Here is a 16,937-nt window from a genome sequence, read left to right as displayed (position 1 = left end):
TATGCGCTAGTTCGCACCAACCACTAGCTCTCTGTTCGCAGGGAGATCAGCACTACTCGTTCCGCTCATCGCTCGACTATTTACATATTAGCATACTCTCTTTTATCATAAATCATAAATCATTGTCAAGATCTTCAAACAAATTTAGACATTATCCGATACGAACAGACAAATTATGATATAATAATGAAAATAACAATACGGATGGGAGGTCACTATGTCAGAAAAACAAGTCCGATTCTCATGGCAAAAACTATGGCGTCATTTTACGATTACATACGAGGTCATTTGGAATGTATGTTTAATTATATTAATTACCAGTTTATGTGCGTTTAGTTTTGCCTTCGGTGTCGGTGCAGGATATTTCGCCTCACTTGTAAAAGATGTCAAACCGATTCCGTACAAAGAGATGAAAAAAGATATTTATAACTATGAAGAAACAACACATATTTACTTCGCTAATCGTGAGTATCTCGGCTATTTTCGTTCAGATTTAGAACGTGACGAAGTCAAACTTTCACAAGTTTCCCCTTATTTCATTCAAGCTGTTATCGCGACAGAAGACGAACATTTTTATGAACATAAAGGGGTTGTACCAAAAGCTATTATACGTGCCATCTTTCAAGAAGCAACAAATTCCTCCACGCGTAGCGGAGGAAGTACGTTAACACAGCAACTTGTAAAAAATCAAATTTTAACGAGCGAAGTGTCATTTGAGCGAAAAGCAAAAGAAGTGTTGCTTGCTTTGCGCCTTGAGAAATTTTTTTCAAAAGATGAGATTTTAGAGGCATATATTAACGTTGTACCGTTTGGCCGAAACGCATCCGGACGAAATATTGCCGGCGTTCAGGCTGCCTCCAAAGGCGTTTTCGGCATCGATGCGAAGGAACTAACGTTGCCACAAGCGGCTTTTTTGGCAGGATTACCACAAAGTCCATTTCGCTACACACCGTTTACAAGCGAAGGGGAGTTGAAAAACGATTTATCCCCAGCACTAAACCGGATGAAAACTGTGTTATCACGCATGAAAAAAGCGGGATACATTTCGCAAAAACAGTATAAAGAAGCGCTAGCATATGACATTACAAAAGATTTTGTGTCTTCCTTACCTTCTCCTGTTGAGAAGTATCCGTGGCTCACGTTTGAAATCGAACGACGTGCGAAAGATATTTTTATTGATCTATTAGCGAAAAAAGACGGATATGAACGACAAGATGTACGCTCAAATGATCAACTATATAAAGAATATGCTGAAAAAGCCGAGAAACAACTACGCCAAAATGGCTATACAATTTATACAACGATTGATAAGAACATATATGAACGAATGAAAGCAATTGTTGAAAAATATCCTTACTTCGGAAGCGATACGGTTGTGCAGAAAAAAGATGAAAAAACGGGGCAAATCATTTCTGTCCGACAACCAGTCGAAGTGGGAGCCATTTTAATTGAAAACAAAACAGGCCGGATCATTAGCTTTGTCGGCGGCCGAGATTATAAACGGGAACAACTCAATCACGCAACACAAGCGTATCGTTCAAACGGTTCAACGATGAAACCGCTTCTTGTTTATGCACCAGCAATGGAAATGGGTATCGTTCAACCTGGATCTGTTATTCCGGATGTCGATTTGGAAATTTCAACGCCACAAGGTCCATACCGTCCAAAAAATGCAGATGGAAAAACGCACGGTTTAACATCGGTTCGGCATGCGCTAAAAAAATCGTATAACATTCCTGCTATTCGGACATATGCTCGCATCATCGATCAACGACCCATTTCATACTTGGAAAAAATGGGTTTTACAAGCTTAACAACAGGCGATGGAAACAACTTGTCTCTTGCGCTTGGTGGTTTGACAAAAGGGGTAACGATTGAAGAAAACGTCAACGCATATGCTACGTTTGCGAATGGTGGGAAGTTCATTGACGCGTATTTAATCGAAAAAATTGTCGATAAAAACGGAAAAATCGTGTATAAACACGAACCAAAGCCCGTGGAAGTATTTTCACCACAGACTGCTTATTTAACAATTGATATGATGCGTGACGTCATTCGTTCTGGAACCGCAGCCTTCTTAAATGGCAAACTAAAGTTTTCAGCGGATTGGGCTGGAAAAACAGGAACGAGTCAAAATACAAAAGATGCGTGGTTTGTCGCAACAAATCCAAATGTCACGTTCGGCACTTGGATGGGGTACGATACACCAAAGCCGCTTGAAAAAAGCTATAAAGGATTGTCATATTCCCAAAGAAACTTATTGCTATGGGCACAGCTAATGAATGGGGCATATGATATTCACCCAGAACTTATTGCACCAAAAGAGCGGTTCCATATGCCTGGTGGAATTGTTAAGCGTTCGTATTGTGCCATTTCTGGATTGCTCCCATCAGAAACGTGTAAACGATTCGGACTGATAGAAAGTGATTTGTTTAATACCGCGTTTGTACCGAAACAAGAAGATCCGTACTTAATCAACGGCACTTTTGTTGAGCTAAACGAAGAACGATACGTCGCCTTACCAACAACACCAAAAGAATTTACAAAAGAGGGCGTCATGGTCGACACTTCATTACTTGAACAATGGGGAATTCAACATATAAAGGATATGAGCAAATTGTTCCCTCAAAACGATCAATGGAAGCATGTGTTTGTCGCAAAAAAACTGCAAGAAAACGGAAAAAAACCAGATCCGCTAGCTGTACATCAAAAAGAAAATGCGCTCGTTTGGAGTGAACATCATGAACAAGATGTCATTGGATATCGTGTATATTATACAGCATCGGAGACAGCTCCGTTTCAGGTCATGACAACGATACGTAAAGGAGAACAAAAAAGCATACCGCTAAAACAAGGCATATATTACGTTACTGCTGTCGATATTGCTGGATTGGAATCGAATCCGTCAAATATCGTTCGTATGCTGCCTGCTTCATCACCTGGGCAGTCAACAAATGAAGAACCGACAGAAACACAAACAGAAGAACAGCCGTCAACTAATTAAAAAAATCGGGCATAGCCCGATTTTTTTAATCTTCCATTGTTGATAAGTCGCCTGTCGGTAAATTTAGCTCCCAAGCTTTCAAGACGCGACGCATAATTTTTCCGCTTCTCGTTTTTGGCAATTTGTCACGAAATTCGATTTCACGTGGTGCGGCATGCGCAGCTAAACCTTTCTTTACAAAGTTACGAATATCTTCTTTTAGCTCTTCAGACGGCTCGTACCCTTCGCGTAAAGCGACAAACGCTTTAATAATTTCACCGCGCACCGGATCTGGCTTTCCGATGACACCAGCTTCTGCTACAGCTGGATGTTCAACGAGCTTACTTTCTACTTCAAACGGGCCAACGCGTTCCCCTGCTGTCATAATGACATCATCAATCCGACCTTGAAACCAGAAGTATCCGTCTTCGTCCATATATGCCGAATCACCAGAAACATACCAATCACCAGGTAAAAAGTATGACTCGTATTTTTGTGGATTGTTCCAAATCGCGCGCATCATCGACGGCCAACCTTTTTTAATCGCCAAATTCCCCATGCGATATGGCGGTAACTCATTGCCTTGATCGTCGACAATCGCTGCTTTGACTCCTGGAATTGGTTTCCCCATTGATCCAGGTTTAATTTCCATGCAAGGATAGTTACAAATGAGTTGCGCACCCGTTTCTGTCATCCACCACGTGTCGTGAATGCGACGATTAAATACTTTCATGCCCCAGCGTACAACTTCTGGATTGAGCGGTTCACCTACGCTCAAAATATGGCGAAGCGAACGCAAATCAAATTTTTTCACAAGCTCGTCCCCAGCACCCATTAACATACGAAACGCTGTTGGTGCACTATACCATACTGTTACACCATAATCTTCAATCGTTTTATACCACGCTTCCGGGTTAAAGCGCCCACCTACAATGACGTTTGATGCCCCACAAAGCCATGGACCGAAAATGCCGTACGATGTTCCTGTCACCCAGCCCGGATCAGCCGTGCACCAATATACATCGTCTTCTTTTAAGTCTAATACCCATTTGGCTGTTTGATAATGCTGAATCATGGCGTTATGCACATGTAATACACCTTTTGGTTTTCCTGTCGATCCAGATGTATAGTGTAAAATGAGTCCATCTTCACGTCCGACCCATTCGATATCAAAATGTTTGCTTGCTGCGTTCATTCGTTTTTTCAAATCAAAGAACGGACCTTCTTCTTTAATGTCATCGCCAACTAAAAATACGTATTTTAATGCCGGCAATTCATTTACAGGTACGCGAGGTAAAAGTTCAGGCGTCGTAATAATGACTTTTGCCTCACTATCTTCTAAGCGGTCACGGACCGCTCCTTCCATAAACGCTTCAAAAAGCGGACCGACAATTGCCCCAAGTTTAATTGCTCCAAGCACGGAGAAGTATAGCTCAGGCGAGCGAGGCATAAAAATGAAGACGCGGTCACCTTTCTCTACATCGGCTACTTCTTTTAATACGTTGGCTACTTTGTTTGAAAACTCTTTCATTTCTTTAAATGTGTACTTTTCTTCTCTCGTTGCATCGCGATAATACAAGGCTACTTTGTTTTTTCGAAACGTTTCCACATGGCGATCAATCGCTTCATAAGCCATGTTTACTTTGCCCGTTTCATACCATGAAAAATGTTTCTCTGCTTCAGACCAGTCAAACGTTTGATACGTTTCTTCGTAGTTTTTCAAGTTAAAATCCCCTTGAATGACTGGTAGCGTTTCCACTTTAATCATCCCAAACTCCCCCTTGTTTGAAGTTTCTACATTCGTATTATATTATACTATAAACAAATTCTCAATTTTTAAAAAATTTTCATTTATGTTTATTGTGAAAACGATTTAATTTTTATTTTTTTATGTATAATTGAAGTGAGATTATTTCAGTAGGCGGTGGGGCAATGGAGCATAAAAAAACATATAACGCAAAACAATTAAAAACACCGAAAGGAACGTTAATTATCGAGGGACCAATTTCTTCGGAAAAATTGGCTAGCTATGAATTTCATCATGACTTAACAGCGTTTCGGCAACCGCACCAACAACATCAGGCGCTCATCGAAATTGCCGGGCTTCCAGAAGGACGAATTATTATTGCCCGCCACGGTCATACGATCGTTGGCTACGTCACTTTTTTATATCCAGACCCGCTTGAAAGATGGTCGCAAGGGAAGATGGAAAATTTAATCGAGCTTGGTGCAATTGAGGTTATTCCAGATTTCAGAGGATGCGGTGTCGGAAAAAATTTATTGAAAGTGGCTATGATGGACGATGCGATGGAAGATTACATCATTATTACAACGGAGTACTATTGGCATTGGGATTTAAAACGAACCGGATTAAACGTATGGGAATATCGAAAAGTAATGGAGAAAATGATGAACGCAGGTGGGCTTGTTTGGTACGCGACCGATGATCCGGAAATTTGTTCGCATCCGGCGAACTGCTTAATGGCTCGTATCGGAAAACGCGTCGATCAACAATCGATCCAAAAATTCGATCAGCTCCGTTTTATGAACCGCTTTATGTATTAAAAACAAAGGGGATGGGGAAATGATTGTCGAACAAATGATGAAAACGGATGTTATCGCATTAAAGCCGTCAAATACAATTGCTGATGCACTAAACATTGTTAAACAAAAAAATATTCGTCATTTACCAATTGTTGATGATGAATATCGTGTCGTTGGCATCGTTACGGATCGCGATTTGCGTGATGCACGCCCATCTATTTTTCATGCGAACGAACATCTTGAAGATTTACAAAAACCGTTAAGCACCATTATGAAAACAAACGTCATCACAGGGCATCCGCTTGACTTCGTCGAAGAAGTGGCAGCTTTATTTTACGAACATCGCATTAGCTGTATGCCCATCGTTAAAGAAAATAAACTTGTCGGCATCATTACAGAAAGCGATTTGCTATATACGCTCGTACAATTAACAGGGGCCCATCAGCCAGGTTCACAAATCGAAATTAAAGTGCCGAACCGCACCGGTATGTTAAGTGAAGTCGCCTCTGTTTTTCAAAAAAGAAACATTAATATTTCGAGTGTTCTTGTCTACCCTGATCGAGATGATATGTATAAAGTGCTCGTGTTTCGCATTCAAACGATGAACCCGATGGCGATTATTGATGATTTAAAAGAGCAAGGATACGACGTATTATGGCCGAACTTGCCGGGGGTTTCATCATGAGCAAAAACAGTATATTCGTTTATTCCGATGCGTTTCAAACGTATAAATTCCATGATCGCCATCCGTTTAACCAACTACGTGTCAAGCTGACGTATGACCTGTTGCAAACGCTTGGCGCGCTGCATGACGGACAAATTGTAGCACCACGCCTCGCAACAGACGAAGAATTAGCGCTTGTACATGATTCAGATTACATTGAAGCTGTAAAAAAAGCAGGAAAGGGCCAACTACCAGAAGATGTTGCGCTCAATTATGGATTAGGGACAGAAGATACACCGATTTTCCCAAACATGCATGAAGCGAGCGCTCTTCTTGTTGGCGGAACGTTAACAGCCGTTGATTATGTGCTTTCTGGCAAAGCTGAACACGCGCTCAGTTTGGGCGGAGGGCTTCATCATGGATTCCGCGGGAAAGCATCCGGTTTTTGCATTTACAACGATAGCTCTGTGGCCATTAAATATATGCAAGAAAAATACGGTGTTCGCGTCTTATACGTTGACACAGATGCCCATCATGGCGATGGAGTACAATGGACATTTTATGATGACCCGAATGTATGTACATTTTCAATTCATGAAACAGGTCGCTACTTATTCCCAGGAACCGGAAACGTCAATGAACGAGGACAAGGGAAAGGATACGGTTACTCGTTCAACATTCCTGTTGATGCGTTTACAGAAGATGAGTCGTGGCTCGCTGCATATACGGAAGCTCTGATTGAAATCGCTGATTTTTTTCGTCCTGATGTCATCTTAACGCAAAACGGTGTCGATGCTCACTATTACGATCCGTTAACTCATTTATCTGCGTCCATGCGCATTTATCGCGAAATTCCAAAACTGGCACATCAAATTGCACACCAATACTGTAACGGTCGTTGGATCGCAGTTGGTGGAGGGGGATACGACATTTGGCGCGTCGTTCCGCGTGCATGGGCGTTATTGTGGCTTGAAATGACAGAACAATCGGATATTTCTGGAGCTTTACCAAAGGAATGGATTGCCCGCTGGCAACCTCATGCTCCTGTTTCTTTGCCACTCGAATGGGATGACCCAGAAGACTTATATCCACCCATTCCAAGAAAGGCAGAGATTACAGAAAAAAATGCTCAAACTGTCATGAAAGCACTTCAACCAATTCGAAGTAATAAACAACGGTTAAACTTATAACAAAACAACAAGGGTGTTCCGAAAGTAGCGGACACCCTTTTCTATGTTCGTGCGCACGTAAAATATGCGTTCCCCTTTTAGAAAGAAATCTAGTTTTTTGTCGAATCGCGGTATTCAATGCGATGCGGCAACACAACGATGTGATTGTCTACATGCTCTTTATTCATATATTTCGTCAATAAGCGCATCGCCACAGCCCCAATATCGTACATCGGCTGGACTACCGTCGTCAATTTTGGACGAACCATTGTTGCCAAACGCGTATTATCAAAACCGACAATTTCTAAGTCATCCGGAATACGCACACCACGATCTTGTGCGCCGTGAATGACACCGAGCGCCATTTCGTCGGTTCCAACGAAAATCGCTGTTGGTCGCTGTGGAAGTTCAGCTAGCTTTTCATATGCTTCGATACCCGAATCGTACGTATAGTCTCCTTCCACAACAAGCGCCTCATCATAAGCAATATTCGCTTCTTCTAAAGCGCGACGATAGCCAGCTAATTTTTTCAATCCGTTAATTGGATCGTTTAGCGGTCCTGTTACATAAGCAATGCGTTTATGTCCTTTTTCGATCAACATATGCACCGCATCATACGATGCTTGCTCGTAGTCAATGTTGACAGATGGAATAATATTATTTTGTTCAATTGTTGCAGCTAATACGATCGGTACATCTGACTTTTTAAACTGCTCGACATGTTCTTCTGTTACATCGCCGCCCATAAATAAAATGCCATCAACTTGTTTGGCAAGCATCGTGTTTAATAAATGTAACTCTTTTTCTTTATTTTGATCAGAGTTACTTAAAATGATGTTATACTTGTACATCGTTGCAATATCCTCGATGCCACGCGCCATTTCCGCAAAGAAAATGCTTGATATATCTGGAATAATGACACCGACCGTAGTTGTTTTTTTGCTTGCCAATCCACGTGCTACCGCATTCGGACGATAACCGAGCCGCTCAATCACTTCTAACACTTTTTTGCGCGTCGAAGGCTTGACGTTTGGGTTTCCATTCACGACACGTGAAACAGTTGCCATTGACACGTTTGCTTCCCTTGCTACATCATAAATTGTTACATTCATCACATACACTCCTTTTTTTGCACTCTATATATCGAAAACTGTCGTACATCGCAATTTTATGTAAAATTATCATACGATAAATGATTACCTAAGTGCAACGTTTTCACAAATAAATTCATAAGAAAAAGCCGGTGAACAATCACCAGCTTTTTCTTTTTATGCTTTGACAAATTGCTTTTGGAACGATTTTAATTCTTCCATAAACTCATTGAATTGATCAATATCCATTTGCTGTGCGGAATCAGATAACGCAACAGCAGGATCTGGATGTACTTCGGCCATGACTCCGTCTGCTCCAATGGCAAGCGCAGCTTTCGCACAAGGTAAAAGTAAATCGCGTCGTCCTGTTGAATGTGTTACATCGACAAAAACAGGTAAATGCGTTTCCTTTTTCAAAATCGGCACGGCTGAAATATCAAGCGTGTTGCGCGTCGCCTTTTCATATGTGCGAATGCCTCGCTCACATAAAATGATTTGTCCGTTGCCTTGCGACATAATGTACTCGGCAGCATGAATAAATTCTTCGATCGTTGCAGCTAATCCGCGTTTTAATAATACCGGTTTATTCACTTGCCCCGCCGCTTTTAACAACTCAAAGTTTTGCATATTGCGCGCTCCGATTTGAATGACGTCAATATAATCGAGCGCTGTTTCAATATCTGCTGGCGTGACAATTTCACTAATGACTGCTAAATCAAACTCATCTGCCACACGTTTTAAAATTTTCAATCCTTCTACGCCAAGTCCTTGAAAGTCATATGGTGAAGTGCGTGGTTTGTAAGCACCACCGCGCAACAATTTTAAGCCGTGTCGCTTAATTGCTTGCGCCACTTCTGCTACTTGTTCATAGCTTTCAACCGCACATGGTCCCATAACGAAATATTGATTACCGTCGCCGATTTTTTCTCCTTTTACATCGACAATCGTATTTTCTGGCTTTTTCTTTCTTGATACAAGCAATGCTTTTTTATGATCATCTTCCTGCAAATCGAGCCCTGCTTTAAAAATTTCTTTAAAAATATGTTTTAACGTCGCCGTATCAAATGGTCCGTCGTTATGTTCTAAAATCAAATCTAACATTTTTCTTTCACGAACAGGGTCATAGAAATACGTACCTTGGGCATCTTTAATTTTCCCAATTTCTTGAACAACCCGCCCGCGTTCATTAATTAATTTTAACAACTGTAAATTCAACTCATCAACCTTCGCTCTCAGCTCATCTAATCGTTCGTTACTCATACATCTCATCCTTTCTTTATATAAGCTAAAAAATGTGGTACATTTCTATATAATTAGAGATTATTATAAACGAAGTGGATAAAGTTGTCACCCCTTTATTTATAAAACGCGTTTAAGCAATAAAGAATTTTTTAATTTTCGAAAAAGAAGGTGGGAAGCTTGATTTTTGCACTAGACATTGGTACGCGTTCGGTAGTTGGCATTATTTTAAAGGAAACAGACGGACAATATCAAGTTGAAGACATTGTCATAAAAGAACATGAAGAACGGGCGATGCTTGATGGACAAATTCACGACGTACTTGCTGTTTCTAACGTCATTCTCGACATAAAAAAAACGTTAGAGGAGAGACACGGACCTCTAACGCGCGTATGCGTTGCAGCCGCAGGACGTTCATTAAAAACAGAAAAAGGAAGGGCGAATATCTCCATTAAAGGGAAACCTCTCCTCACACATGAAGATGTGACATACTTAGAGCTTGCTGCAGTTCAACAAGCTCAAATGACGTTGGCTGAACAATCATCTAATGAAAAAAGTCATCACTACTATTGCGTCGGCTATTCGGTCACGCGCTATGAAATTGATGGTGAGGAAATTGGTAACTTAATTGATCAACAAGGAGATGAAGCGAGTGTTGAAGTGATCGCCACATTTTTACCGAAACTTGTCGTTGAATCACTTCTTGCGGCATTACAACGTGCCCATTTAGAAATGGAGGCGCTAACACTTGAACCGATCGCCGCACTAAACGTGCTTATTCCTCCAACGATGCGACGATTAAATGTGGCGCTTGTAGATATTGGTGCAGGAACGTCTGACATTGCGATTACAGATCTCGGTACAGTCATTGCCTACGGAATGGTGCCGATGGCAGGAGATGAAATTACCGAAGCGCTTTCAGACGCATATTTACTCGATTTCCCTCTCGCCGAACGAGCGAAACGTGACTTACATTTGAAAGAAACGATAACGATTACGGACATTCTCGGTTTTGAAACCGAAGTACCTCGCGAACAAATGATTGCAACGATTTCAGGAGCGATTGATCGACTTGCTGATGCGATTAGCAAAGAAATTTTACGACTCAATAACCATCAATCCCCAAAAGCGGTCATGCTTGTAGGAGGAGGGAGTTTGACACCCGAACTGCCAAAACGACTTGCTCAAAAACTTCATCTTCCTGAAAATCGTGTCGCTATTCGCGGTATTGATGCCATTCAAAAATTGCATATCAATCAAGAAGAAATGAAGCATCGCCCTGAACTCGTCACCCCAATTGGCATTGCTATTGCAGCAAAGCAAACACCGATTCAGTACGTAACAGTTCATGTAAATGGACAAACAATTCGCTTATTTGATATGAAACAACTGACGATCGGTGATGCCTTACTAGCTGCTGGAATTCAATTACATAAGCTATATGGGAAACCGGGCTTAGCTTGCGTCGTCACATTGAATGGACAGACGATTACAATTCCTGGAACACATGGAGAACCACCGACAATTTTAAAAAATGGTGAATTGGCGACATTTGATACACCAATAAAAAATCATGACGAGATTGTTATTGAAAAAGGAAAAGATGGACAACAAGCAACCATTCAACTTCGTGATTTGCTCGAATCATTGCCGGTAAAACATGTGACAATCAACGAACAACAATACACTATTGAGCCGATTGTATTACGGAATGGGGAACACGTTTCCCTCGATACAGTTTTATGTGATCGGGATGACATTGTCGTTCATATGCCTGAAACGATAGAACAGCTTTTACAGGCAACAAAAAACGACTATCTGCTCAAACAACTCAAACCGTTTACGATCACGTTAAATGGAAAAACAATAACATTCCCTGAATGGTGCGGAACGATGTATCGAAACGGGATTGAGTGCCAACGTTATACAACGTTTGAAGACGGCGATCATATTGTCGTTCATGAACAAAAGCAGCGAACAATCGCTCAAATCGCTGAAGCAAAACAAATAAAACTTCATTATTCTATTCCAATTATATTTAACGGTGAAACATTCACATTAACAAAGCTAATTGGTACGTTTTATCGCAACGGTGAACTACTTGAAGAAGATGATCTCGTTCATCATGAAGATGAACTCGAATTTAATGAACAAAAAATTGAACCGTTCATTTTTCAAGATATATTCCAGTACGTCCAAGTTGATATTCCTCATGGGGCATCAACAACGTTTACGTTGCTCAAAAACGGTGAACCGACAACATTTTACGAACCGCTTGCACCAGGAGATCGACTAGAAATTATTTGGCATGAGAAAAAGCAACTATGAACGAGCCATAGTTGCTTTTTTCTTTTATTTTAAGTTTTCTGGATTTAATGGTTCTAATTCTGGGAGGACAAAACGTCCATCTTTGCGAATAAGCACACCATCAAAATATATTTCACCGCCACCGTATTCTGGACGCTGAATCATAACCATATCCCAATGAATGTTTGAATGGTTGCCGTTGTATGCTTCGTCATAACATTGTCCCGGTGTAAAATGGAAACTACCATCAATTTTTTCATCAAACAAAATATCTTGCATCGGATGTTGAATATATGGATTTACCCCGATCGCGAACTCACCAATATAGCGAGCACCCTCATCTGTATCAAAAATTTGATTAATACGCTCCGTATCGTTTGCTGTTGCTTCAACAATTTTTCCGTCTTTAAACGTTAATTTTACGTTTTCAAACGTGAATCCTTGGTAAGGAGAAGGTGTATTGAACGTAATAGTACCATTAACCGATTCACGAACAGGGGCCGTATACACTTCTCCGTCTGGAATGTTCATTTGTCCTGAACATTTTACTGCAGGAATATCTTTAATGGAGAACGTTAAATCTGTCCCCGGTCCTGTAATACGCACTTGATCCGTTTTATTCATTAATTCAACGAGAGCATCCATCGCTTTATCCATTTTTCCGTAGTCTAAGTTACATACGTTGAAATAAAAATCTTCAAACGCCTCTGTGCTCATTTTTGCAAGCTGTGCCATCGATGGATTCGGATAGCGAAGGACGACCCATTTCGTTTTCGGTACGCGAATGTCACGATGCACCTTTTGCATAATCGTTTTCCCATGAATTTTCATTTTGTCGGCTGGTACATCAGCAAACTCGTTAATATTATCTCCAGCTCGCAAGCCGATGTAAGCGTCCATTTGTTTCATGACATTCGCTTCAAATTCAGCCATCATGTCAAACTGCTCTTCTTGTGCACCAAGTAAAAGTGCACGATCAACTTGATGGTCTTTTAATGAAACAAATGGGTAAGCACCTACAGCATATGCTTCGCGTACCAATGCGATCACAAGCTCTCGCTGTAAACCAAAGTTTTCGATTAATACTTTTTCTCCTTTTTGTAAGCGAAGTGAGTAATGAATTAAATTTTTCGCTAACTTTTCAATACGCGGATCTTTCATTTATATTCCTCCATTCCATCGTATGTACATGTATATTGTAACCGATCTACAAAAAATTTGGAGTTTTTTGCAGGATTTTTTCTCTTTTTGTCGAAAGAAATGTGGGATAGACAGAAAGGGGTTTTTCACAATGAATATTGTTTTGTATGGCAGTATTGCACTCATCGCGATCGCCTTTCTTATTTTAGTCGTTTATGTCGTCCAAACATTAAAAACGCTTCAAACAACGTTGCAACATGTTGCGAAAACCGTTGAAGAAGTTGAAAAACAAATGCATGAAATCGGAAAAGAAACGGCACAATTACTACATAAGACGAACGCGCTCGCAGATGACGTGCATAAAAAAGCGGAAAGCTTACAAAGTGTATTTGATGCAGTCAAACAAGTCGGTGTTACCGTTCAAACATTTAACAACTCCATTTCTAAAACACTAACAACAAACGAAAAAAAAATTACGCAAGCCATTCAATGGGGACAAACACTTATTGAAATATGGACAAAATGGAAAGAGAAACGAAAATAAGGAGGTTTTTATATGGCTAAAAATGGTTCTTTTCTACTCGGTGCAATCGTTGGTGGAATCGCTGGTGCAGCTGCGACATTATTTTTATCTAGCGAACGTGGAAAACAACTATTACAAGAGTTTACTGAAACGAACATAAAGCGATGGCAACAACATGAAAGAGAAAACGTGGCACATGACATAGAGCAACGAAAGGAGCAAGAGGAGCAAAAGCCGTTTTCCTCTATCCCTATTCCGCTTCCTTCATCAGATGTCGAGCAGTTGTTAAAAGAAACGGAGCAAGCAGTTAACGATGTCGAAAAACGTTTGAATAAAGGAATTGATGCACATGGGGAAAATTGAGACAATTGAACAATTCGAACAAATTTGTTCGTCCTATCGTCCATTTTTATTAATGAAACATAGTCTGACATGTCCAATTAGCCATCGGGCATGGGTGGAGTTCGAACGTTTTACAAAAGATTTTCCGCACATTCATGCATATTACTTATATGTGCAACACTCTCGTCCGTTATCACAACATATCGCAGAAATGTTTCAAGTAAAACATGAATCCCCTCAAGTATTATGGGTAACTGACAAAGGGGTGGCGTGGCATGCTTCGCATTGGAACGTCACATATGACCAAATGAAAAAAGCAACTATGAGCGAATCATAGTTGCTTTTTGCTTATACGTGAACGGATTGTTCGTATCTCTGCTGAAATTTTTGAATATCGCCTGCTCCCATAAAAATAAGGACAGCGTGATCATGGTGTTTTAACACGTCAACTTGTTCCTCATGCAACAGTTTTGCCCCATCAATTTTTGCACGCAAATCCTCGATGGATAATTTCCCTTGATGCTCTCGGGCAGATCCGAAAATATCGCACAAATATACCGCATCAGCAAGCGATAAACTTTCAGCAAATTCATGTAAAAACGTTTGTGTGCGTGTATATGTGTGCGGCTGAAAAATCGCAACTATTTGACGGTCTGGATATTTTTGTCTTGCCGCCTCAATCGTTGCGCGTATTTCTGTAGGATGGTGCGCATAATCATCAATAAGCACTTGTGAACCAAACCTTTTTTCATGAAAGCGACGTTTTACTCCAGGGAATGTTTTTAATCGCTCTTGAATGATGTTTACGTCAATTCCCTCATAATGGCAAAGTGCAATAACAGCGAGCGCGTTCAGCACGTTATGATCACCATATCTTGGAATATGGAAAGATGCAAAAAAGGTGTGGCGAACAAATACGTCAAACGATGTCCCTTCCGGTGTTTTCACAATATTTCGTGCTTGGAAATCGTTATCTTCACCGAATCCATAAAAAACGACAGGAACTTTCGCTTGAATTTTTTGCAAATGCTCATCATCCCCACAGGCGATGATTCCTTTTTTCACTTGCCACGCCATCTGTTGAAACGCTGAAAACACATCTTCAATATTGGCAAAATAATCTGGATGATCAAAATCAATATTCGTCATAATCGCATAATCAGGTGAATACGCTAGAAAATGACGACGATATTCGCACGCTTCAAATACAAAATACTTACTTCCTTCTCGTCCCTTTCCAGATCCATCACCGATTAAATATGATGTCGGTTCTGCTCCTTGCATGACATGAGCAAGCAACCCAGTTGTTGACGTTTTCCCATGAGCACCTGTCACAGCGATACTTGTAAATTTTTGCAAAAATTCACCTAAAAACTGGTGGTAGCGAATAACCGGTACGCCAAGCTCGCGAGCGGCTACAATTTCTTCATGTGTATCTGGAAAGGCGTTCCCAGCAATCACAACCATATTTTCCTGAATATTTTGGGCGTTAAATGGAAAAATGGGTATTCCACGTTCTTCCAATGCTTCTTGTGTGAAAAATCGCTTATCGTAGTCTGACCCTTGCACGACACATTTCATATCATGTAATACTTGTGCAAGTGCGCTCATTCCAGTTCCTTTAATGCCGACAAAATGGTAAATAGTCATAAAAAAACCTCCACCAACTATCGTTGATCTATATCACAGTATATGACACAAATTCCGTTTTGCTCTTTTCCTCTTATGTAACAAACTTCATTATACCATCGTTTGCCCACGATGATAAGAAAAACTGATAGAAGAACGTTCTTCTATCAGTTTTTCCGTGTTACTGAGGTGTATACTCTACTTTTTCAAGACGTGGATTCGGGCGATAACGCCGACCTGCTTTCGCTTGATGCTTTCCATTTAGCAATACATTATCTCCCGTAAAACCAATATGAACTTTTAACAAACTACTTCCCACACCATACATATCAACCGGCACGCCTTGTTTTTCAAACTCGATAATACGCTGCTCATTAAATCCGCCACTTACAACGATTTTTACATGTTCAAATCCTTCACGATCAAGCGCTTCACGTAAAGCGAAAATAAGTGGTGGGTTGACGCCACGTGGATCAAATGTGCCGAGCACTTCTGGATGGCGGATAAAATATTGATCAATCATCGTCCGAGACGTATCAACGCGAACTGCTTTTAACTTATCACCAAACTCACGCGCAACTTTTAGCGCATCTGTAATACAGTCATTGTTATAATCAACAAGTACAATTAAATCATCATCTGGATATTTTGCATGGTACGCTTTCGCAGCCGCAACTACATCGCCGTCAAACAATTGAATGAGGGCATGCGGCATCGTTCCCATGCCTTGTTTTCCCCACCATTCGTTCATCGCATGTGTCGCTTGAGCAGTTGAGCCACCAATAAAAGCTGCGTATCCATCACCAGCTTGCATCATGAAATGGTCATCACGATCTCCCATGAAAATAACCGGCTTTTGCACACCAGATAATGCCGCTGCTTTAACGACGTTATACACATTTGTTGCTACAGACGTCCGGCGAGCTAAAATTCCGTCAATAATCCCCTCTAAATACCCGAAATTTTGATACGGACCTGTAATAGTGAGCACCGTCTCAAACGGACTAATTTTATCGCCATCTTTCAATGAATAAATTTCTAATTTTTCCGGCTCATCAGCAAACGTATGCAATAAAGCGATTACTTCATCCGTTCCACATAAGACAGCATGTTCTTTTTGAAAAAATTGCATCGTAACGATATTATCCGGACGAAATTCCTTAACGATTTCACGCGTTTTTAAAAAATATACGGCTGAAAACCAGCCATCTCGCACACGCTCATCAAATTTAAACGTTTTATTTGTTAGGCGTTTAATTTTCCCTTGTAATTTCAACTCGATTTCCTTCATTTTGCTTTCCCCTTC

14 protein-coding genes and 1 other annotated feature (1 of these 15 only partly in view) are annotated in these 16,937 nt (G+C 40.7%); of the genes, 8 read left to right on the top strand and 6 right to left on the bottom strand.

Annotated elements, in window-relative coordinates; genetic code table 11:
* Positions 1 to 78: a binding site (T-box leader), on the bottom strand; it reaches 148 nt to the left of the window's first position.
* Between the two features lie 139 nt (positions 79 to 217).
* Positions 218 to 3,004, top strand: coding sequence for a transglycosylase domain-containing protein (locus HNR43_RS05505; protein ID WP_183241981.1), 2,787 nt, complete (start codon positions 218 to 220; stop codon positions 3,002 to 3,004).
* 25 nt (positions 3,005 to 3,029) lie between these two features.
* On the opposite strand, the gene acsA is transcribed toward HNR43_RS05505, so the two are convergent.
* Positions 3,030 to 4,748: an acetate--CoA ligase gene (gene acsA, locus HNR43_RS05500; RefSeq protein WP_041639259.1), complete on the bottom strand. Its 1,719-nt coding sequence runs from the start codon at positions 4,746 to 4,748 to the stop codon at positions 3,030 to 3,032.
* A 167-nt stretch (positions 4,749 to 4,915) separates the two neighbouring features.
* Between acsA and HNR43_RS05495 the strand changes: the two genes are divergently transcribed.
* The 3 genes from HNR43_RS05495 to HNR43_RS05485 are packed head-to-tail and all read left to right on the top strand — an operon-like array spanning position 4,916 to position 7,381.
* A complete protein-coding gene (locus HNR43_RS05495) occupies positions 4,916 to 5,548 on the top strand; it encodes a GNAT family N-acetyltransferase (RefSeq protein ID WP_183241979.1) in 633 nt (210 codons plus the stop codon).
* Positions 5,549 to 5,567: 19 nt separating this feature from the next.
* Entirely contained in the window at positions 5,568 to 6,212 is a 645-nt protein-coding gene (locus HNR43_RS05490) for an acetoin utilization AcuB family protein (protein WP_183241977.1), read from the top strand.
* Positions 6,209 to 7,381, top strand: a complete 1,173-nt coding sequence (locus HNR43_RS05485; protein WP_183241975.1) for an acetoin utilization protein AcuC — start codon at positions 6,209 to 6,211, stop codon at positions 7,379 to 7,381. The genes HNR43_RS05490 and HNR43_RS05485 overlap by 4 nt, the downstream gene beginning before the upstream one ends.
* Before the next feature lie 89 nt (positions 7,382 to 7,470).
* Here HNR43_RS05485 and ccpA read toward each other — a convergent pair whose 3' ends face one another.
* Together ccpA and HNR43_RS05475 are read right to left on the bottom strand one after the other, a co-directional pair.
* Positions 7,471 to 8,472, bottom strand: a complete 1,002-nt coding sequence (gene ccpA, locus HNR43_RS05480; protein WP_183241973.1) for a catabolite control protein A — start codon at positions 8,470 to 8,472, stop codon at positions 7,471 to 7,473.
* A gap of 156 nt (positions 8,473 to 8,628) precedes the next feature.
* On the bottom strand, positions 8,629 to 9,711 hold the full coding sequence (locus HNR43_RS05475) for a bifunctional 3-deoxy-7-phosphoheptulonate synthase/chorismate mutase (RefSeq protein ID WP_035047540.1): 1,083 nt from the start codon (positions 9,709 to 9,711) through the stop codon (positions 8,629 to 8,631).
* Between the two features lie 150 nt (positions 9,712 to 9,861).
* On the opposite strand from HNR43_RS05475, the gene HNR43_RS05470 reads away from it, so the two are divergent.
* Positions 9,862 to 12,018 carry a pilus assembly protein PilM gene (locus HNR43_RS05470; RefSeq protein WP_183241971.1) on the top strand — a complete coding sequence of 719 codons (2,157 nt, stop codon included), beginning with the start codon at positions 9,862 to 9,864 and terminating at the stop codon, positions 12,016 to 12,018.
* Positions 12,019 to 12,042: 24 nt separating this feature from the next.
* On the opposite strand, the gene HNR43_RS05465 is transcribed toward HNR43_RS05470, so the two are convergent.
* On the bottom strand, positions 12,043 to 13,158 hold the full coding sequence (locus HNR43_RS05465; RefSeq protein WP_183241969.1) for an aminopeptidase: 1,116 nt from the start codon (positions 13,156 to 13,158) through the stop codon (positions 12,043 to 12,045).
* Between the two features lie 130 nt (positions 13,159 to 13,288).
* Here HNR43_RS05465 and HNR43_RS05460 point away from each other — a divergent pair, with 130 nt between their 5' ends.
* The 3 genes from HNR43_RS05460 to ytxJ are packed head-to-tail and all read left to right on the top strand — an operon-like array spanning position 13,289 to position 14,339.
* Positions 13,289 to 13,681, top strand: a complete 393-nt coding sequence (locus HNR43_RS05460; protein ID WP_183241967.1) for a DUF948 domain-containing protein — start codon at positions 13,289 to 13,291, stop codon at positions 13,679 to 13,681.
* Positions 13,682 to 13,693: 12 nt separating this feature from the next.
* Positions 13,694 to 14,023: a YtxH domain-containing protein gene (locus tag HNR43_RS05455; RefSeq protein WP_183241965.1), complete on the top strand. Its 330-nt coding sequence runs from the start codon at positions 13,694 to 13,696 to the stop codon at positions 14,021 to 14,023.
* Positions 14,010 to 14,339: a bacillithiol system redox-active protein YtxJ gene (gene ytxJ / locus HNR43_RS05450; protein ID WP_183241963.1), complete on the top strand. Its 330-nt coding sequence runs from the start codon at positions 14,010 to 14,012 to the stop codon at positions 14,337 to 14,339. Before HNR43_RS05455 ends, ytxJ begins: the two co-directional genes overlap by 14 nt.
* A gap of 11 nt (positions 14,340 to 14,350) precedes the next feature.
* On the opposite strand, the gene murC is transcribed toward ytxJ, so the two are convergent.
* A complete protein-coding gene (murC, locus tag HNR43_RS05445; RefSeq protein WP_183241961.1) occupies positions 14,351 to 15,652 on the bottom strand; it encodes a UDP-N-acetylmuramate--L-alanine ligase in 1,302 nt (433 codons plus the stop codon).
* Positions 15,653 to 15,812: 160 nt separating this feature from the next.
* Positions 15,813 to 16,922, bottom strand: a complete 1,110-nt coding sequence (locus tag HNR43_RS05440) for a nicotinate phosphoribosyltransferase (RefSeq protein ID WP_004888994.1) — start codon at positions 16,920 to 16,922, stop codon at positions 15,813 to 15,815.
* Between the last annotated feature and the right edge of the window lie 15 nt (positions 16,923 to 16,937).

The sequence above is a fragment of the Anoxybacillus mongoliensis genome (assembly GCF_014201515.1).
GTDB classification, from domain to species: Bacteria; Bacillota; Bacilli; order Bacillales; family Anoxybacillaceae; genus Anoxybacillus; species Anoxybacillus mongoliensis.
The sequence above is the reverse complement of the archived record's forward strand: the minus strand, read 5'-3'. Positions and strand labels throughout refer to the sequence as shown.

Excerpts from the sequence above, each read along its gene's own strand:
- HNR43_RS05475 (WP_035047540.1), bottom strand. The coding sequence starts at position 9,711 with ATGAGTAACGAACGATTAGATGAGCTGAGAGCGAAGGTTGATGAGTTG.
- HNR43_RS05465 (WP_183241969.1), bottom strand. The coding sequence starts at position 13,158 with ATGAAAGATCCGCGTATTGAAAAGTTAGCGAAAAATTTAATTCATTAC.
- HNR43_RS05505 (WP_183241981.1), top strand. The coding sequence starts at position 218 with ATGTCAGAAAAACAAGTCCGATTCTCATGGCAAAAACTATGGCGTCAT.
- HNR43_RS05490 (WP_183241977.1), top strand. The coding sequence starts at position 5,568 with ATGATTGTCGAACAAATGATGAAAACGGATGTTATCGCATTAAAGCCG.
- HNR43_RS05460 (WP_183241967.1), top strand. The coding sequence starts at position 13,289 with ATGAATATTGTTTTGTATGGCAGTATTGCACTCATCGCGATCGCCTTT.
- HNR43_RS05495 (WP_183241979.1), top strand. The coding sequence starts at position 4,916 with ATGGAGCATAAAAAAACATATAACGCAAAACAATTAAAAACACCGAAA.
- ytxJ (WP_183241963.1), top strand. The coding sequence starts at position 14,010 with ATGGGGAAAATTGAGACAATTGAACAATTCGAACAAATTTGTTCGTCC.
- ccpA (WP_183241973.1), bottom strand. The coding sequence starts at position 8,472 with ATGAATGTAACAATTTATGATGTAGCAAGGGAAGCAAACGTGTCAATG.
- HNR43_RS05455 (WP_183241965.1), top strand. The coding sequence starts at position 13,694 with ATGGCTAAAAATGGTTCTTTTCTACTCGGTGCAATCGTTGGTGGAATC.
- murC (WP_183241961.1), bottom strand. The coding sequence starts at position 15,652 with ATGACTATTTACCATTTTGTCGGCATTAAAGGAACTGGAATGAGCGCA.
- HNR43_RS05440 (WP_004888994.1), bottom strand. The coding sequence starts at position 16,922 with ATGAAGGAAATCGAGTTGAAATTACAAGGGAAAATTAAACGCCTAACA.
- HNR43_RS05485 (WP_183241975.1), top strand. The coding sequence starts at position 6,209 with ATGAGCAAAAACAGTATATTCGTTTATTCCGATGCGTTTCAAACGTAT.